Source organism: Idiomarina sp. ST20R2A10, from assembly GCF_051842345.1.
Taxonomy (GTDB): Bacteria; Pseudomonadota; Gammaproteobacteria; order Enterobacterales; family Alteromonadaceae; genus Idiomarina; species Idiomarina loihiensis.
Genome location: NZ_JBNIEY010000004.1, coordinates 193,553 through 210,178, shown reverse-complemented (window position 1 = coordinate 210,178; position 16,626 = coordinate 193,553). Strand labels below are relative to the sequence as shown.

Sequence of the window (16,626 nt, the reverse complement as noted above, 5' to 3'; positions counted from 1 at the left end):
TTTTGCGGTATTATCAGTTCGTTAATAAATCAGAATAAAGGTAAATGTCATGTCTGACACCTCTTTTCGATCTTTGCGCTTATTGGCCGGATTAACGGCCATTATCACCTTAAGTGCCTGTAGTAACCTGGGTGGACAATCCACTGCGGACTCCGATAAAGCTGACGTAACAGGCGTTAGCCAGCTGACAGCGGAAAAAATATTCGCCAGCGATACCTTCAGTATTGACCGCCCGGCTCCAACTCGCTGGCTTGAAGACGGCTCAGGTTACACGACTTTAGAGCAGTCCGACTCAGCCGATGGTCGCGATATTGTTCGTTACCACCCGGAAACCAACGAACGCACGGTTTTAGTCAGTGCTGAACAGCTTACCCCTAAAGGTAAAAGCAAAGCGCTGGATATTGCCAATTACGTCTGGTCAGACGATGGCGACAAAGTACTCATTTTCACCAATACCAAGCGTTCGTGGCGTACCCATACTCTGGGCGACTACTGGGTGCTGGACCGCAGCAACAATGAATTACGCCAACTGGGTGGTAATGCGCCCGAGTCGACTTTGCAGTTTGCTAAGTTTAATCCGCAAGGTACAAAAGTCGCGTTCGTTATGCAGAACAACATTTACGTGCAGGATCTTAGCAGCTTCACTGTCAGCGCGCTGACCAGCGACGGCAACGACACTATCGTTAACGGTACCTTCGATTGGGTTAACGAAGAAGAGTTTTTCCTGCGCGATGGTTTTCGCTGGAGCCCGGATGGGCAGCACATTGCGTACTGGCAGCTGGACACCGAAGGCACGCCGGTATTCACCATGATCAATAACACCGACGAACTCTACCCAACGTTAAAAGAGTTCCCTTACCCGAAAGTGGGTGAAACTAACGCGGCTATGCGCATTGGCGTTATGCCGGCCAGTGGCGGCAAGACAAAATGGATGGATATTCCCGGTGACCCTCGCCAGCATTACCTGGTGCGCATGAACTGGGCTGGCAACAGCGAAAAACTGTTAATTCAGCAACTGACCCGCAAACAGCACATTAATCGCGCTTTTATCAGCGATATTGAAACCGGTCGCAGTCAGGAGCTGTTACGCGAAAGCACCGACTCGTGGGCCGAATATGTCGACGACATTCACTTTTTAAATGATGGTCGCGAATTTACCTGGTTAAGCGAACGCAGCGGTTATCGCCATATCTATCGCGTGCATCGTGATACCGGCAGAACCACAGCGATTACCCGCGGTAACTGGGACGTGGTTGAAGTGCTGCGGGTAAACGAAGAAAACGGCTGGGTCTATTTTATTGCTTCACCGGAAACACCTCTGGAGCGTTATCTGTTCCGCGCCAGCTTAGACGGCAGCGGCCGCTTAGAACGTCTGACCCCGGACATGGACGGCACCCACAGTTACAGCATTTCGCAAGATGCCAAATACGCTGAACATACCTTTAGTTCGGTTAACCAGGTTCCGGTTACTAATATGATTTCACTGCCGGATCATGAAGTTATTCGTACCGTGGTTGACAATAAAGAAGCACAGCAAGCGGTTGAGCAGGTGCAGAAACAACCGGTTGAATTTTTCCGGGTGGAAGCTCGTGACGGGTTAGAGCTGGACGGCTACATTATGAAGCCGACTGACTTCGACCCCAGCAAAGAATACCCCATTTTGTTCTACGTTTACGGCGAACCCTGGGGGCAGACAGTGGCCAACCGCTGGGGCGGCTCATTGTATTTATGGCACACCATGCTGACACAGCAGGGCTATATTGTTGCGTCTATTGATAACCGCGGCACCAAATCACCACGCGGCTTTGACTGGCGCCGTTCTATTTACAAGAACCTGGGCGTTGTTACCGTACGCGACCAATACGATGCGCTACAACAAATGCTGGAACGCTGGGACTTCATTGATGAAAACCGCGTAGGCATTTGGGGACACAGCGGCGGCGGTTCACAAACCCTGAATGCGCTGTTCCGCTACCCGGACAGCTACCATATGGGTATGGCGCTGGCACCGGTACCTGATTTAACGCTGTACGACACCATTTATCAGGAGCGTTACTCTGGTTTACTGCCTGAGTCTGCCGAGCGTTATAAAGAAACCTCTGCCATTACTCACGCTGAAAACCTGAAAGGCGACCTACTGTTAGTGCACGGTACAGGCGACGATAACGTTCACTTTCAGGGCAGCGAGCGCCTGGTCAACGAGCTCATTAAACACGGTAAGCAGTTTGAGTTTTTTGCTTACCCGAACCGCTCTCATGGTATTTACGAAGGTGAAGGTACAACCCTTCATTTACGCACCATGATGACCGAGTTTGTGAAAGAGAACTTACCAGCCGGCGAACGTTCGTCATCTGAGTAATGAACTGATCTTTCGATTACCGCTATCGGTATAAAAAGCATGACAACCCCGTGTCTTTATTTGCAAGATACGGGGTTTTTATTCAAGATATCCGCAGTTTTTGAATTAAGTACAGGAGTTAAGCAATATGACCAGACATTATGACTATCTTGCGATAGGCGCAGGTAGTGGCGGCATAGCCTCAGCCAACCGCGCAGCGATACGTGGCGCGAAAGCCGCCGTTATTGAAGCGAAACACGTTGGCGGCACCTGCGTAAACGTGGGCTGTGTTCCCAAGAAAGTCATGTGGTACGGCGCTCATATTGCTGAAGCCATAAAATACTCGCCGTCATACGGCTTTGAGCTTGAACAAAAAGCTTTTGACTGGGCAACTATGGTTAAAAACCGCGAAGCCTATATTGAACGCATTCACGGTGGTTACCATCGCGGCTTTCAAGGCAATGGCGTTGAGTTTATAGAAGGCTTTGCTAAATTCGTTGACCACAAAACAGTAGAAGTTAACGGAGAAAAGATTACCGCTGACCATATTACCATTGCCACCGGCGGGCGCCCTATGATCCCTGAAATTCCGGGCGCTGAGCATGGTATCGACTCCGACGGCTTCTTTGCCCTGACGGAACAGCCTAAAAAGGCAGCCGTTATTGGAGCCGGCTATATTGCCGTTGAAATTGCCGGTGTGTTCCATGCATTAGGCACCGACACACACTTAATGGTACGTCGTGACCGTCCGTTGCGCACCTTTGATAAAGATATTACCGATGGTTTGCTGGAGCGCATGAAGCAGGACGGCCCTGAACTTCACACCGAAACCACCGTTCGCGAAGTGGTTAAGCAAGACGACGGTAGATTAACCCTGCACTTTGAAGGTGGTCAGACAATGGATGGTGTCGACTGCTTAGTCTGGGCTATAGGCCGCTTACCGGCAACCGACAAAATTAACCTAGAATGCACCGGCGTAGAGCTGGACAACGACGGCTTCATCAACGTCGATAAGTTCCAGAATACCAACGTACAAGGTATTTACGCTGTAGGCGATAATACGGGGGCCGCGGCGCTTACACCGGTTGCTATAAAAGCAGGACGTTTATTGGCGGAGCGCTTGTTTAACAACATGCCAAACGCACACATGGACTTTGAGAATATTCCGACAGTGGTATTCAGCCACCCGACCATTGGCACCGTTGGTCTGAGCGAGGAAGACGCTAAGCTCAAATTCGGCGAAGACAACATTACCGTGTATAAGTCATCGTTCGCGGCCATGTACAACGCCGTTACCCCGCACCGAGCTCTTAGTTATTTTAAGCTGGTATGCCACGGCAAAGAAGAAAAAGTGGTCGGCATTCACGGTATTGGTGAAGGTATGGACGAGATATTACAAGGCTTTGCCGTTGCTTTGAAGATGGGGGCAACTAAAGCTGACTTAGATTCGACTGTGGCTCTGCATCCGACCAGTGCTGAAGAGTTTGTTTTATTTAAATAGCTAGTATCAAACAATCATCAAAACACGCTTTTAAGGGGATTCTGAAGGCAGCGACAACAGAAATTTTTTAGTTGAACGTTGCTTTCGAATCGCTCAAAAAAATCAATCAGCGGATTTAAGGTGCCAAATTCGTGCCCTTATCTAAGATTGGTGAGTAAAAAAGCGAGGCATAATTGAGCCATTAATCTTTTACGAGGATTGGCTCATGGCTCAATTACGCCGACACAAGCAATTTATCATCTACAAGTCCGTTAAGACCGTTGATGATAAGCTGGTGTACTGCAACGGACACACCACCGACCAAATGCATTTTCTCGATGACTCCAAGGGGAGAAGGGTCGAGATAGCAACATCCTACTTTCAATATCTCATCCTCGAGAAAACGCAAAAAGCGCTGTACCCGTCCGCTTTCGGCCTGAAACGATACTGGGAGTTCCTTGAGCAAAATGATATGCGCTGGGACGAGATGCCTTATGACAAGAGTCAGCGCCCAACGTACGCCTACCACCGTTCGCTGAAAAAACAGCTTCACCAAGGCGAAATAAAAAAATCAACGGCCAGTGCCTACATGCGGTGGGTCATTCAGTTTTACAAATACGTCATGTCAGAAGGGCTTGTCTCATTTTCAGAGGACTGCATGCCGTTTCGTGCTTACCAAACGAAAGTGCCGGCCAAATCCGGCGCCGTCTTTCAAATCTTCACCACTGATCTGCGGTTCCACGGGTTCCAAAGCTCCGAGCCTCAGCTCGCAGCCATGGGCGAGGAGACGCAACGAGCGTTCGAACAAGAGCTTAAACGTCAACCGCCGGTTTTTCGTATGCTCTGCGAGCTTGCCACCCGCGCCGGTCTTCGTATATCCGAAGCCACCAGCTTAACGCTGAGCGCGGTGAAAACGGCAAGGCAAAGCGTAATCAGACCGGATCACGTCAAAATTAATATCGGTCCTGAATTTGGCATGAAGACGAAATTCTCAAAGTCGCGAGAGGTTGAGATACCGAAGGCTCTATTTTCAGCGATACAGCGCTACATCACCAGTGAGCCGTATCTTGAGCTCAAGCATAAGCTCCAAGACAACGCCAAGCACGCCCCGGTTTTCATCACGAAACGCGGCACCCGGTACAGCCAGCACACGCTCTATGCGCATTGGTACAAGTTCAAAGCCAAACTAGCGTCTTTGTTTGAATTGGGTTTTAACGTGCGCTTTCACGATCTGCGAGCCACCTTCGCACTTAATTTCATGAAATCAGAAGAGTTAAACGGTCTGGGCGAAGAGCACAAAGCGTCCTACCTGCAAAGACTGCTCGGGCATAGCAGCGGCTTCACAACATTCATATACACGCTGTTGATCAGCAATGATTTGCTAAAAGCTAAAAATAACGAACGTAAAGAGCATTTGATGGATAAGCTTTGCGGTGGCATGAGGATCCGCAATGCGTGGTGACAACGGCGTTCGCGTCTGGGAAATGCCCGGCGGTAAATTAAAAACGCATGACTTCAATCGACTGCGTTATGCACTCGTACCCGACTCAGACGAGCTCAAAAAGCTCACACCGATACGCTCACGTGATTTCATGCGTGAATGCCTAGATGCTTTTGACCATATGCTAGGCTCAGCAGCCTCGTGGTCGAGTAAATTTAAACAACTGGCGTCATACGTTAGGTTTTGCGATAAAATCGCTCAGAATCCGTTTGAGGCGGTTTCAGTCAACGCTTACACCGAGCACCTTTTTGATAAACAGCTGCAAGGTAATATTCTTGACTCGGTTTATGTCAAAGCCGTATCTGAGTTGAAAGCGACGCTAGAGGCCATCAACAGCAATTACGCCGAATACTTTGACTTCGTACGCCGGCTCAAGCGCTCTCAGGCAACTTCCCATGAAGGATATTCTCAACGGGAGCTTGAACTGCTTGTTGTGACTCTCTACGACTTGTTCAGTCAGTTATTCACCGCCTATAAAGCCGACCCGACCGGGTTTATCGGCACCAAGTGGCAGTCTATCGCAACCGTGCAGATTCATGGAAAACAGCACCAGGTGACCGGCGCATTAAGTCGCTTCGTTGCCTGTGGCGCCTATCTCGTGAGTTTTTTTACCGGGCTCAACAGCAGTGTTTTGTTGAAAATGACGCGAGAGCTGGAGACGACGGTTATCGACGGTAAGCGATATCTCAAATACACACAGGTAAAACCCAGGGCGCGCTATGCGCATGTTTCGACGCCCATCCCGGAGGAATCGGGCTCTTATCTCAGTCAAATTTTTCGTTGTTTAGCCGAAGTTGCTCATCAGACAGCGCCACAAACCCCATGGCTATTTGCATTCCCGACACAGCAAGCAGAGAGACTGCAAAGTGCGCACCTCAGCAATTTTAATAAGTGGTTCAAAAAAAGCTTCGCGCTTAAAGCGGATGATGGCTCGGAGCTATTCCCGCTGATTTCAAACTTTCGAGTCAACGTGAGCCTTGAAGAAGCGAGAAGAAACGGCGCTCACTCATCAGCGCGTATGCTCGATAACCAAGTCACTCAAGTAACAAACAATTACTCTCGTACCAGCGCATTTGAGAGCGAGTCTCGCATGGCAAGTAGCCTGAAGCATATCTATCAAAACGTGACGCAACCCATTGAAAGCAAAGCGGAGTCACAACCTGAGACTGCGTCAGAAACCAAACACTCGCTTCAGTTAGAGTCGATTTTTAAGTGTTTCAGTTGTGAGCACCAGGCGTTAATTGACGAGCCCTACTCGGCCTGGCTCTACCTCAGTCTAATAAAGCAACTTGAGAGTCAAACATTAACATCCAAGTGGCCACTGATATCAGAAATGGCTGAGCGAAACTTTGAATGCTTTTCACAGGGCATCCGCAATGAAGCGCATGCCTTGTTCGAAAAGCTCGGTCCCCACCCGCTGTGGCAAGGAAACAGCTTAAAGCAGGTAACAGACAAATGTTAGCCGAAGACCGATTCCTGGAGCACACGGACAAGCAACTAAGGCTCGACCCACTGAAAGAGTTTGTCGGGCTTGTTCGGCGCATGGATACCGATACATTGCCCAATATGCCCGTTTTTTTAAGCTGTGAGTCCGTATTTAAAGATAACTTCTGGCAGCTGAAAAAAATGGTGCCGGGACTGCGTGATAAAAACGCTTACTCATTCGACTTCTCGCTGCTAAAGGACCATCCGAAACTTTTGTTTCAGACCAAAGTTATTGTCTACTTGTGGCTTAACTTTGAAGACCGAACTAAGATTTCCAGCAAGGCCACGCGCTTTGGAAAATTTAAGTCAGCGTTAAACTTTCTGATCGAACAACGGGCAGAATGTTTAAGCGAACTCCAGCAACCGATGTTACTCAACGAGTATTTTGAGCAACTCGCTGCAGCAGACGAAAGTGTCAGCACAATAAGACAAAAGCTCATTGCACTGAAAAAGGCGAGTCACTTTGACACGCTGTTGCCGTTTCAAGTCGGTCTTCGCGACCTTCCGCTGAAAGAAACACTTCGAAGAGTTAGCCACAAAAGACAGCAGCAGACGCTCGTCATACCACCACGACTGATGACCTGCATTTACTCAGAGTCAGTAGCGCTTATTGAAGAAGCGTTCAGTGTTAAAGATGAACTCTCATTTATCAAACAACAAGAATTAACGATTTATAACGACGCCAAAGAGAAAATTGAGCAAAAAATAGAATCTGGCATCTGGAAGTGGCTTCAGCCCTCAAGGTTCACATCAAAAACCGCGCACCAAAAAACAGTAACGGAAGAAATATCGCGTGAAGCAAGGATCGGGCGCAAGAAGCTGTATGAATCTGCTATAAAGCAGCTTTCAATCAGGCGCTTTAACATCAACTCGTACGCCGACTGGCTGGAGTATAAACGACAGTTAATGAATGCTTCTCTGCTCGTAACTCAGGCTTTCTCTGGTATGCGAAGCTCAGAGCTTTTAAGTATCGAAATCGGCGACTGGTTCTCGACTGAGCGTGACGGTGAAACCATTTATAAAGTACGCGCAGACAGCTATAAGTTCATTGCGGGCGGCGTAAAAAAAGCGACGTTCGTAGTCGCTCCCGTGGTATTTAGCGCACTTGAACTCGCAAAAGCACTCACTGAGTCAGAAAGATCAACACTCAAGTACAATGAGCTGCCCTATCAAAACCACCTATGGCTCAGCCAGAATAAACTAAGCAGAGTGCCTGTACCGGTGCGAAACAGAGGTCTTAACTCTCGCTACAATAATTTAGTCAGACATATTAACGCTGAAATAGAGCCCGGCGACTTAGAAGAGTTAAATATAGTGAACCCGGGCGCCTCAATGAAACTTTCAGTTGGTCAACTGTGGCACATCACCAGTCACCAGCTCAGACGGACTATGGCGGTATATCTCAGACGCCACGACCTGGCATCTGCGCATGACATTATGTATCAGTATAAGCATTTATCGTTAACCATGGCGCTTCATTACGCGAATGGCGCGACCGATGCCGCGCTTAATAACTACAAACCACCAACCAGAGTGCCTGAAGAGGGCGTCATTGCTTATTGGGAAGCAAAGACATTTAGTAGCCAAAGTACTCTCGAGGAGAGCGCTAAGCTTCTAGGTCACGAACATTCATGTTCATTGATCACTAATTGCATGCATGCCAGAGCGTGCAATTCCGGAATTCTGTCCTCCAGTACATTATCGAAAGAACTAAAGCACTGGGCACAAGAGAGGCTGCAGGTAATTCGTGACCAGCGCGACCAAGCTGATAATAACGCGCTGAATCAGCACTTCATTCAGATAGAAAACGTTTTGATGAAATTATTAGCAGAAAAGGAGTAGTAAAATGGAAAGACGTTTAAACGATACAGAGAGAAAATTGACCGATGCATTTAACCGAATTTTGCGTGGATGCCCGCAAATAATATCGAAAAAGAGAAAGCTGTCTGTCAAAGCAGTTGAAGATGAGGCTGGCTTGGGCCGAAACTCAGCGTTTCATTATGAGCAGCTACGCGCCGAAATAGCAGAGACGGTAGCCTCTATGTACGGTGCTAAACTGCCACGACCTGCTTATTCGGCAGGGAAAAGTGAAGGTGACCTGGCTCTTCGACGCGAAATAACAAAACTAAAAGCAGAAAACAAAGAGTTAAAACTAAAGAATGAACGGCAACAGCAAGAGTCGGATAAATTGTCATCGCAGCTCGCAACGTTAGGACAGCATTATAAACTGCTGCAGAGAGAGCACGAAAACAACAAAAGTTTATTGAAGCAAGCAAACGACGAGGTCGCTGAATTTAAACGCGCGAAGCTTGTGGCGATAAATGAAGGGTAGTTGAAATACTACATGTTCTAGAATACTCTGAAGTGTACTAAGAGTTTAGTGGTTTACACTGAATACACCCTATTTTCTTGCTGAGATAATACATACAAATATTTCACCAATGAGATCTTCAACTCTAAGATTAATTACCCATAGTTCCACGCAGAAAATATTTAAGGTTGACGGTGGTATATTACCTAAACAGGGATTTTTATTTTATTTAATAAAAAATTAACGAATAGAAACTACATCCCTGTTTTAAATGTTAAATCTTAGAGGATGATGATGCAAAACAACTTAAAACTCCAAGAAGAGACTAAGCTAGAGCAGTTTAGATCTGTAATGCAAATGGCCGCTATGGCTCTGAAAAGCGCCATGATAATTAATGGTGGCGCCGCAATATCATTACTAACATTCCTCGGCAATGTAAATGTTGCTTCAGGTATGGACTACTTTACTTGCGCTTTGAAATACTACATCTCGGGCGTAACGCTAGCCGCTCTAGCCACTGGAGTCTCATACTTAGCCCAGTTTAGATATCTACACGAAGTGAGAAACCCTCAAGGTATGAAGATCGGCAAGTACATTACACTTTTGACCGTAATCATCGTGCTTGCTTCTTATCTGGCATTTCTGGTGGGTGGGCTCCAGGCTTCGTCAGGATTTGATTCCAGGGTTTAACATAAACGACATTAGAACGCCTGCGCCACCAATATTTAAAACGTTAAGGAAACAGGTAACTTGGACATAATTCTCAATCCTCCATTACCAATTGCTCTTGAAGATTTCTACAGAACCCTGCTCTCAGTATCTGGAGTTCTATTTGGTATTGCTTTCGCTGCGATGCTATTCGTTCTACAAAGCGGGTTTTCTTCATTCAAATTCTCTAGACGAATGTTTTTAGAACTGTATTTGCACTTTGGCCGGCAATTGCTCTACTCACTGGCATACCTTACTGCGGCTCCCTTCTTAGCCCTGTTCTTTTCCGATAATTTAGCTGTGGCTTCTTGGCTATACGGCCTATATTTAATATATTTCTTGAGTGCAACGTTGGATTACGCTAAAGAAGAAGGATATATACTTACCATACATTCTACAAAATTCGTGCCCAGACATTATGGAAAAATACGAGCTTACTTCAGATATATATCTAATCGTGGAGCATTGAAGAATATCCTGTTGTTACTTCCAGTAATTCTATTTTTGCTGTACCCCTACGTTATATCTATAGTCAACTCTCATTCTTTATACCTTACGAAAACAGCCATCTTTTATAGCTGCGTCATACCACTGTTCTATACTCTTTATAAAATCACGAAGTTTATTCCAGAGTTCTTCATCTACACTGGAATGGAAATGTCGGCAAACTCGCAGGAAGCAGCAGAAGAACAGTCCGAGGACGAAAAGCAAAAAAATATCGTAGAGAAACGCGCGTTAAGAGAGTTCCTTAATAATCACGGGCTCTATGAGTTAAATCCAACGACTCCACGAAAGTTTATTGACGGCGAAATTTCCGTGAGCTTCCTTGATAAAATTGACAATGGTGAGGGGTGGTTTAATATCGATGTCAATATTTCGAACGTCACCCCAAAACAAGTTCGAAATAATGTATTTGAATACGCACACGAACTTGCAACGAGACTGTATGAATCCAAAGTCTCCATTAACACTTTTGTTTTGTCATTTCACATCAGAATTGGAAACCAGTCATCAAGAAACATGTTTTTTCGAATGTCTCGCAATGAACTAGATGAAATTTTTTCATTGGGAAGAGATCAACCAGAGGATATGGGTAAACTTAAGAATGTCGTATTTGATGAGCTGTTTAGGGAGTAACCTATCGTTAAGGGATTTGTTATGACTCAAAAAGGGATTTTCGCTTTTTTATCGGTTTTGGCTATTTCTTCTTGTGGCGAAAGCAGCGAGGAAAGAGTCGCGCGCGAAGCTAAGGAAAAAGACACATATAACCGCTGTGTAAGCCTTGGAGTTCAGTACTTTAAGGAAATAGGTTCTTATCCAACTTTAAAGTCAGCACCGAACGCTGGGAGGCACGCTATTGAGGTTGCTCGAGAGCGATGCGAAAGAGCGCCGGAAACCGCATTCCGGAAATAACTGGTTCTTACGTAGCTATCTAACAGCGATTCCCGCGCTACTTTAAAATTAAGGAATATCGATGAAGAAATTGTTGATTTGCTCTGCTTTATTACTGACGGCCTGCAGCAGTACTGGTGTCGTTCCTATGGATGACGGTGTTTACATGATCGCCCAACGAAGCGCTCAAGTTGGCTTTGGCCCTCCAGATGCAGTCAAGGCTGAAGTCTATGAAGAAGCAAATGCATTTTGCGCTAAGTCCAATAAGAAAGTAGAAACTGTGAATTTGGAAATGACAGATTCAGGCTTTGCAAAACCAGGGAACGTTTCACTGGAATTTCGGTGCAAATAACAGCCCGCAGTGAAGTCGAGAACCTGACTTACCTAAAACGCCTTTTATTTTTGCTTTAACAACCAGGTACTCTATGGACAGTCAAAACTTTACAGCATGGTGGGGAGCGATACTCTCAACCGCTTTACTTGGATGGAGCATTTTATCGTGGGTACTTTCTAAACCAAGGATTAACGTCACAACCTCCCCTAACGTATATGACTGGATGGGAAAAATTGAATACGAGCCAGGAAAAAAAATCATTGAAGGTGGAGCTGAAATGCGGCAGATGAAACCTTTTATAGCAGTAGAAGTTAAAAATCTCGGAAAATCAGCGACCACAATTCTTGAGATAAGGTTTTCCCAAAACGATACGCCCAAAGGAATGAAAAGGGCTATGGGTGTAATGACTGAGTATCAACCGTTTACCCAACCTCTCCCTTATGTAATTGAACCCGGTCACGTTTGGTTATGCCGTTTTGATCAAGCAAGGGCGACACAAAACCACAAAGAAAACGGGATGCCCTATTTTTCTGTTGATATTAGATATACACACTCAAAAAAATGGATTCGAGAATCTATACAAATCAGATAGCTAGTCACGATTCAAACAGCCTTTCTTAAATAGAGTAACCTTCCCAACCAACGGCTAAATTAGAAAACGTTCAGTATCATTAACTGAATAAATCTTTACTTTATCTGTCAAGTTCGATTAACAGAACTCAATCAAATCTGACAGTCGCAAACGTGCCAAGAGCGGAAATAAAACGGGCGAACGTTAGCGAGGCCCGGCGACCGAAGGGAGGGAGTTTGATCGCCTTGCGATGCATTTTCACTTGAGGCCGTAATATTTCAGCGCAGCTTCGGTGAGAACTTTCGTGGCCACAGAGACCCCTACGCTCCATGTGCCTTCTGCTGCCTTGTTGAGATTGTTACCTAGCCATTTTCTGGCCTTCTCGCCAAAAGGCTCTTCGACGCTAGACGGTTGCTCCGTTGCTATAATTTCCGCTAATTCAGCTGCATCTTTTTCTGGGATTCCAGACTTAACAAGGTGGTTAATAAAAGACTCGCCATCTTTTTCGTTCACCGCAACGGCTATTTGGGAACCACCGCCACCGGCTACGGCGGTTGAGACATTTCCATAGATGATTTGCTGTGAAATTTGCTGAACTTGCTCAGCATCCTTTTTCTCTGCCTTGGCTGTTCCAAATGCCACATGGGCAGCACCGGGCACTGATCTCTCTAATTCGAGAGTAAGTTCAAGAATTCGGCTTCGAACAGCTTGCCGAATTTCATAGAACGAGGTGGGGGAAATTGACCCACTTATATCATTGCAGGCGTGACCCTCATATACCTTGCCTTGAAGTAGCAAAATTAGATTTGAGGAATCTATGCCGAAAGAACTTCCATCAGAGGCATTCTTTTTAACCATCTCATCCACAGCAGCAATGCTCTCCCGAACTTTGTACTTCGTCCAGTCTTCACCGGCGTGCTTTTCGATGAGATAAGGCGGTATTTGTGCGTTTTTGATGCCAGCACCAAATGCACCTGAAAAGGTGCCACGGTAGGTAACGCCAACCACTCGATAAGAAGGAACATCGAAATCTCTCGGATAACCCTCGGATTCGTGCTTCACCCACTCTTCAAGTATATCGCTACCAAGCCTCGCAGCAAGAAGGCGCAGCTTTAATAGAATTGACCCGAGATCGACTCCTTCTTGAACCACGGACTCCTGAATCTGTTGGAGAAGTGACAATTTAAACCTCCGTTCCCTTTATTGCATAGTGCTTGGTTTTGCGGCGCGCCGGAGCGCCAGTAGAGACGCTTGTGACAACAGCTACTCGTTATGACCGACCATGCATAAGCTCATAGTACTGCTGGTCGAACGATGTGACTTTTTCCGATACCCACCTTACAATAGACTTTTCTGAGAGAAGATCAGTAATCCAGCTGGAGCAGTCATCTTCGATCCATGTGGCTTTGCTTTTAATATTTAGCTGCCGCATAAGACCGGCTATTTTTCTCGATGGCGCTTCGTCTTTGCCAAGTAGATCGCCCTTGAAATGTATAAGTTCGTTTCTCAATGATGAGATGGTTTCAAAAGACTGAAACGGGTCTACCCCTGAATCCCAACGACAGCCGCCCGTAAGCGCGGCTATTTGACTCCATTTTTGAGGAACCGAATAGCTTCGTTCGCTTTCCTTAAGCTCGTCCCAACACTTCCGCTCATCCGAGCCCTTATCAAAGCAAATCCGCGCGACCGCAATCTCTTCATTTAGCTTTGCCTCCAAGAAACAAGCGGCATTCACGATGCAAGATGTGGCGTAAATCATAACTTCTTGCCCATCGTCAGTCTCTTCGGCTAAATCAGAAAACTTTCGACAACCCGCCAAAAATTCAACCGAAAATGGATGCATTGCAGCCCTAATTCGACGGCCTGCATAGGTATCTTCGCTACTATCGTCTAATTGTTCAGGCATAGAGTACTTTCGTCATAACATTTATAAAGTGTGCTTACGCACTTCAGAATTCGTTCAATAGAGTGCCAGGCCTTGTTAAGCATTCTTTTCTTTCGTTGAAATGGATTCGCTAAGTAACTGGAAATACGATTCATAGATGCCGACAACGTAAGAAAGAAAGCCACTTTTAATGACAACTTCTTCCTCACCATCTAATGAATCAACTTGCTTTATGAAGTCCTTTGCCGCCTTGATCGAGTTTCCCTGATAGTCACTGAGCTTCCCGTCCTGATGCACTATGACATTACGTATTTTTTGTATTTTTTTTATCTCGTTCCACTCTGATGATGTTTTATGAACATCTATACCTGCAACCTTTTCTAGATAGTTAGTTGATCTATCGATTCCTTTACGTTTTATGTCAGAAAGTGATGACTGGTAAGACCTTTCAGACTGGTAGAGCAAGCATAATTTATCAAGCTCGTGTTCAAAATAACCTGACAGTGTAAGCAGAGCTGACCGCCTTTGAAGGCTCGGAAAGTAATTAATGAATAATTCTGCAAGATCCCATGTTTCATCATCAAGACCTTGATGAACGTCAACCACTCGAGTATGGTTTTCCTCAGGCACTTCATCAAGTACTAGCGTTTTTTTCTTTTTTTCAAATCTAGCTACCGACTCATCAGCCTGAGTTTCAATACCTTCGATGAAGCTCTTTATAAGCTCTAACGAGAACGATACGTCATACAGGTACCAGTTAAGAACTACTTTCCTTGGTAAGTATAGTGGCATTTTCTCTTACTCCCTTGAGGTTTAACGCCAGCCTCGTGCGCTGGTTGTGAGGCGCGAGACGTCCAGCGATTCGAAGAATCTCCAGCCCTCACTCTCAACAGACTGCCAGATTAGTGCAAGGAACGGACGTTAAAGCCACCAACATGCGCAGATTTTTAGTGGAGGCGAAACCGCAACGAAAAGGCTGTCGCTCTGCTTGGCCTAGTTATGTCTCAAAAAATGCCCGCGGATAAGGCCAGCCCAGCAATTGCAACTATCAGCCCTATAACCGCTATACGTCTATCAAAGTTTTTCCACCATGGTTTTAGCGTTTCGCTTTCTTTTCCATCCTGCTCAGGATCCACTGATTCGATACCATTCTCCAGCTTATATAAGCGCGTTTTCTTTAGCATATCAACAGTCTTGCGTGCAGCGTCAACTAGCCTCAGTTGGTCTTCGTACAAGACGATCATTTGCTCGACAGCCCATGGGGTATTTTCAATCGATGCAGCAACTTCCTTAGCCTCTTCGGTGACCTTCTTTAAGTCATCCAATTGATATAGCCAACCCTTTTGTAGTGAATCGACGAAATCGGTAAGTGTTGGGTTTTCTTCTGGATAATTAAACCTTATTAGTCTGTCCGAAAGGGCTACAGCGCAGTCTCTACCTTGAGAATATACATTTTCAAAAGCACGACGCTCATTCCAATCCATCCTATAGACACGATCAAAATCTTCATTGTTTTTTAAACCTGGCCATGCTTCTAAATTATTCTTACGAAATGCTGCCGCATACTGGACAAGCCGATCAAGGTACTCAGATACCGATGTGAAATCCCTTCTAATTTCCACTATTTAACCTCGTTGACATAACGTTTGCAGCATGCGCGCAATGTAGTGGGTGTCGCCGTGCCTGCACTTGTTAGGCATTTTCACACCAAAGCCCGCCTCTATCACTCAGGTCTACTTCAGTGGCTGGCTTGCCTCCTAAAGTGGTCGCTGTTCCATTATCAAACTCACACAGATGAACCCAAACAAATTTGTTTCCGTCACATTCTTTCGGGAATAACATAAATACAACGTCAAACACTTTATCCGGAAAAGAATCCTCACAAAATTTGGCTAAACTTCGATACTTACCAAGTTCGCCATCCGTCAGCGTAAATTTCGTACAATCTTCAGTTGAGTGATACTTAGCATCTGCAAGAATTACCGAACCAGAATCTACCTCAATCAGATAATCCGGTCTCTTTCCACCATACTTTTTCAGTTCCTCTGCAAGGTTACACTTTCCTTGGGCGATCTTTTCGAACGTCCATCCAGAGTTCGCGAGCCAGTTTTCAGCGAACTTCTCACCGTCTTCGCCTGCTGTTGTTGAGCACTGCTTTCGCAAGGTGCTCCTGATTGACTCAATGGTTGGCACTCGCTTGCTCCTGTCTAACATTTGTATATTGTGCGTGCGCACTTCGGAATTCGTTCAATTGATAGTTTTCGGTTCTTAAGTTACTGATCAAGCTAGCATTACTGCCTTGAAATGTTCAGAGTTAGCAAAGGCAATTTGAACTTGCTCAGTTACACTCTACCGAGCGCACAATATCTAACCTTTATTTTTTTTTATACCATTGACAGTAAGCGACTTAAATACACAACACCAAAGCGCGCAATATTGTCGAAGTGAACGTGTCGCGCATCAATAATCGATAACTGGAAAGAAACTAAGCGCATAGTAGGTGTCCAACACCTAAGGTGCGAAGCTCATTAAGTTGTTATCTGTGATTACTGCCAATGCCATTTTTACTACTTGCAAAGTATGCAGTGACCGCACACCGCAGTGTTACTGTTGAAACTCAA

Annotated in this window: 15 protein-coding genes; 10 read left to right on the top strand and 5 right to left on the bottom strand. The window is 45.8% G+C overall.

Annotation, left to right across the window (positions count from 1 at the left end):
* The first annotated feature begins 49 nt into the window (after window positions 1-49).
* The 10 genes from ACP7H9_RS08370 to ACP7H9_RS08325 all read left to right on the top strand — a co-directional run bounded on the left by ACP7H9_RS08370 (window position 50) and on the right by ACP7H9_RS08325 (window position 12,141).
* Complete coding sequence (locus tag ACP7H9_RS08370; protein WP_439222569.1) at window positions 50-2,359, top strand: S9 family peptidase; 2,310 nt, start codon at window positions 50-52, stop codon at window positions 2,357-2,359.
* 127 nt (window positions 2,360-2,486) lie between these two features.
* Window positions 2,487-3,839: a glutathione-disulfide reductase gene (gene gorA / locus ACP7H9_RS08365; protein WP_439222568.1), complete on the top strand. Its 1,353-nt coding sequence runs from the start codon at window positions 2,487-2,489 to the stop codon at window positions 3,837-3,839.
* A gap of 205 nt (window positions 3,840-4,044) precedes the next feature.
* Window positions 4,045-5,280, top strand: coding sequence for a tyrosine-type recombinase/integrase (locus ACP7H9_RS08360; RefSeq protein WP_114982419.1), 1,236 nt, complete (start codon window positions 4,045-4,047; stop codon window positions 5,278-5,280).
* Window positions 5,270-6,781, top strand: coding sequence for a hypothetical protein (locus ACP7H9_RS08355; protein ID WP_114982420.1), 1,512 nt, complete (start codon window positions 5,270-5,272; stop codon window positions 6,779-6,781). Before ACP7H9_RS08360 ends, ACP7H9_RS08355 begins: the two co-directional genes overlap by 11 nt.
* Window positions 6,775-8,646, top strand: coding sequence for a hypothetical protein (locus ACP7H9_RS08350; RefSeq protein WP_114982421.1), 1,872 nt, complete (start codon window positions 6,775-6,777; stop codon window positions 8,644-8,646). Before ACP7H9_RS08355 ends, ACP7H9_RS08350 begins: the two co-directional genes overlap by 7 nt.
* 4 nt (window positions 8,647-8,650) lie before the next feature.
* Entirely contained in the window at window positions 8,651-9,136 is a 486-nt protein-coding gene (locus ACP7H9_RS08345) for a hypothetical protein (RefSeq protein WP_114982422.1), read from the top strand.
* Between the two features lie 273 nt (window positions 9,137-9,409).
* On the top strand, window positions 9,410-9,805 hold the full coding sequence (locus ACP7H9_RS08340) for a hypothetical protein (protein ID WP_114982423.1): 396 nt from the start codon (window positions 9,410-9,412) through the stop codon (window positions 9,803-9,805).
* A gap of 60 nt (window positions 9,806-9,865) precedes the next feature.
* The gene (locus tag ACP7H9_RS08335; protein ID WP_114982424.1) at window positions 9,866-10,960 is read left to right on the top strand and encodes a hypothetical protein; all 1,095 of its coding nucleotides are present in this window, start codon (window positions 9,866-9,868) and stop codon (window positions 10,958-10,960) included.
* A 337-nt stretch (window positions 10,961-11,297) separates the two neighbouring features.
* Window positions 11,298-11,567, top strand: coding sequence for a hypothetical protein (locus ACP7H9_RS08330; protein WP_227016392.1), 270 nt, complete (start codon window positions 11,298-11,300; stop codon window positions 11,565-11,567).
* Between the two features lie 73 nt (window positions 11,568-11,640).
* Window positions 11,641-12,141 carry a hypothetical protein gene (locus tag ACP7H9_RS08325; protein WP_114982426.1) on the top strand — a complete coding sequence of 167 codons (501 nt, stop codon included), beginning with the start codon at window positions 11,641-11,643 and terminating at the stop codon, window positions 12,139-12,141.
* A gap of 237 nt (window positions 12,142-12,378) precedes the next feature.
* Here ACP7H9_RS08325 and ACP7H9_RS08320 read toward each other — a convergent pair whose 3' ends face one another.
* The 5 genes from ACP7H9_RS08320 to ACP7H9_RS08300 form a co-directional block, all read right to left on the bottom strand.
* Window positions 12,379-13,302 carry an AbiTii domain-containing protein gene (locus tag ACP7H9_RS08320; RefSeq protein WP_114982427.1) on the bottom strand — a complete coding sequence of 308 codons (924 nt, stop codon included), beginning with the start codon at window positions 13,300-13,302 and terminating at the stop codon, window positions 12,379-12,381.
* Between the two features lie 88 nt (window positions 13,303-13,390).
* Complete coding sequence (locus ACP7H9_RS08315; RefSeq protein WP_114982428.1) at window positions 13,391-14,026, bottom strand: hypothetical protein; 636 nt, start codon at window positions 14,024-14,026, stop codon at window positions 13,391-13,393.
* 75 nt (window positions 14,027-14,101) lie between these two features.
* Window positions 14,102-14,797: a hypothetical protein gene (locus ACP7H9_RS08310; protein ID WP_114982429.1), complete on the bottom strand. Its 696-nt coding sequence runs from the start codon at window positions 14,795-14,797 to the stop codon at window positions 14,102-14,104.
* Between the two features lie 212 nt (window positions 14,798-15,009).
* Window positions 15,010-15,627, bottom strand: coding sequence for a hypothetical protein (locus ACP7H9_RS08305; protein ID WP_114982430.1), 618 nt, complete (start codon window positions 15,625-15,627; stop codon window positions 15,010-15,012).
* Between the two features lie 70 nt (window positions 15,628-15,697).
* Window positions 15,698-16,198: a hypothetical protein gene (locus tag ACP7H9_RS08300; RefSeq protein WP_114982431.1), complete on the bottom strand. Its 501-nt coding sequence runs from the start codon at window positions 16,196-16,198 to the stop codon at window positions 15,698-15,700.
* Between the last annotated feature and the right edge of the window lie 428 nt (window positions 16,199-16,626).